The following is a 2547-nucleotide window of genomic DNA, read 5'->3' as shown; positions in this document are numbered from 1 at the left end:
GTCCGGGTCAGGGCCACCCGCAGGACCGCCGTTCCACCGGCGCCGAATGCGGCGACCACCTCTTCGAGTGTGGTGGTCTGCTCGGGTCGGTCCTCGAACACGGCGAGGGTGTGCGGTACGTGGCCCCGGCGGTGGCCATCCGGTTGCGGCGCGTCGGTCATGACGATCCGCCCGACACCGGTATCGGAAAGATCCTCGGCCACCCTGCGGAGGAGTTCGCCGCCGCCGACCAGGTGGACAGCCGACCCGGCCAGTAGCGAGGCCGGTTCCGCGCTGCTGTGGAATCCGGTGCCACCGATGGCGCGGGACAGATATACGGCCGCGTCGGCGGTCATCCGCCCGTTTCCCTGCTCCCCGGCCGGCCGATGGTCGAGCAGGCCGGAACCGTCGAAGAGCGCGAGGACCTGGGCGAGTTGCGCCTCGGTCAGCCCCGACAGGGCGCACAGGTCGGTATGGTCGTGGGCGCCGTCGAGCAGCGGCAGCAGCCTCGGGAGCACATCGGTCGCGGCGGACCCGCGGAACGTCCTGCGCCGCACCGCCCCTTCGATGAGGAGCCCGCCGGGAGTCGGCACCACCGCCAGGCCCCGGCACAGCCGCGGCCTCGCGGCCGGTTCACCCGTGGTCACGGCGGCCTCCTTCTTCAGGATCAGCGGCCAGCAGGCCCAGCAGCACGTCGGTTCCCCTCGGCTGTCGCGGCAGTCGGCAGCGGTCGCAGTCGTGGCAGGCGGCCACCGGATCGGCCGACAGAGCGGTCCGTTGCAGCCGGCTGGTGACGACCTCGCCCGGCGGGTGCAGCCCCGCCGCCATCCGTGCGGCCGCACCGGCCGCGATCCGCGCGTGATGCGGCAGGAATCCGGCCGGCCCGCACGCCGGGTCCGCCGCGTAGGCGGCGTGCAGCGCTGCCGTACTCGCGTGATGCGCGTCGTGCTGCGCGCGCCGCCTCAAGTAGCAGTCGAAGCAAGGGCCGTGGCCAGGCCGCACATACGGCCCGATCCGGATCATCGGATGCTCGGCGACCACAGGGAACCACGTCCGCCGCACCCGGTGCGCCAACTCGTCCGCCTGCTGGCAGAGTTCGGTGTCCGCGCGCCACAGCGCGACCAGGACCACGTCGGCGGCCGACGCGAACGCCCCGGCAAGGTCGGCGTGTCGTACGACCGGAGCCGGCGCCCGGCACTGGAGCAGTTCGACCACCCGGTGTGCGAACGCCCCGCGGGCGACCGCCGCCACCGACACCGCGGTGTCACTGCTCGTTCGATCGGCCCGGATCACGCGAACGGTTGTGCCCACGGGTTCGTTCCCTCCTCGTCTCGTACCGGGTACCCCATCGCGGCCGGCGCGGTGAACAGCCGGGGATGCCCGCGGAACTGCGCGAGCGGACGCAGACTCATCGGCTGGAGGTCGGGAACGATCACGTTCACCGCGGTCAGCCCGATGTCCTCCAGCTCGCACGATGTCCGATCGACCACGACCGCAGGCATCTGCAGGGCGCTCAGCCGTGCCACCGCCGTTTCCAGGGCGCTACGCGAATCGGCCGGCAGGGCACGCTCGTGCCCGGTGCTCGGCGTACGGCCGGCGAGGCCGTCCAGAAGGAAGTCGAACACGTCCGCGCGCTCGGGCACGCCCATCGACCGGGCGCCGTCCATGAGTGTGAACGTGGCGTAGTCGGTCGGCAGGGGTGTGTCGTCGTGGAACAGGCCCCGGCTCCGCACCGTCTCGAACACGGCGCGTTCGGCGGCGTCTGCCAACGTCCGCCCCGCGGCGGCGCCCACCATGCGGCGCGCTCTGTCGTCGTGCTCCGCCACGAGCATGCAGTACGCGGACGGGATACCCACATCCGTGGTCGCGTCGAACACGTAGGTATCGACGAACCGGCCGCGGCTCCACTCGATCACCGCTCTGGTCGGTTCGGTGAGCACCGCGCTGTCGATCGGCGGAACCGGTAGCCGCTGCAACCACAGCAGGGCGGTCGCATCACGTTCGACCACCTCCAGCAACCCGCCGAGCACCGCCTCGGCGGGGTCGGTGTGCACCGCGAACCCCGTGGACAGGCCGACAGCGAAGTGCTCGGCCGGGGTGGGGTTGTCCAGGAAGTACGTGGCCATACAAGCCGGAACCCAGATCGGTTCCCGAGTGGCGAGGTCCAACCCGCGCACCCAGCGGATCGGGGCCCGCCGGTCGAACGGACGTACCGGACACCGGGGATGCGCGTACTCGCGGGCCGAACACCGCGGATAGCGGTTCGGATCGAGTACCGGCCCGGTGAGCCCGTCGACGGTCCCCCAGGTGTACTCCCGGTGACGGCCGTCACCCGCCGCGTACCTCTCGGCAGCCTCCGCCAGCGCGACCAGCCGGGCCAGTTCCGGTGACTGCCACGCGTGAGCCCCGCAGGTGATCCCCTCGTCGCTGCCATGGCCGGGCCTGCCACTGCCGATATACGACGCGAACGAGCACAGATCGTCCGGCCACCATCCACGAGCCGCGGCAGCGACCCGCGACACCACACCGAACGGAGAGACCAGACCGTCCAGCGCATCCATCTTCGAC

Annotated in this window: 2 protein-coding genes and 1 pseudogene; all 3 read right to left on the bottom strand. The window is 71.8% G+C overall.

The annotated features are described in order from the left end of the window. Positions 1–626, bottom strand: a pseudogene (locus tag AC13HU_RS35505) (hypothetical protein); the annotation flags it as partial. Next, a complete protein-coding gene (locus AC13HU_RS35500) occupies positions 613–1290 on the bottom strand; it encodes a TOMM precursor leader peptide-binding protein (RefSeq protein ID WP_483046122.1) in 678 nt (225 codons plus the stop codon). The gene AC13HU_RS35500 and the pseudogene AC13HU_RS35505, both read right to left, overlap by 14 nt. Then, positions 1269–2547 (bottom strand): YcaO-like family protein (locus AC13HU_RS35495; RefSeq protein WP_483046121.1); only part of this gene is annotated, 1279 nt, incomplete at its 5' end. The genes AC13HU_RS35500 and AC13HU_RS35495, both read right to left, overlap by 22 nt.

This window comes from Streptomyces sp. NH27 (assembly GCF_056859195.1).
The sequence above is the reverse complement of the archived record's forward strand: the minus strand, read 5'-3'. Positions and strand labels throughout refer to the sequence as shown.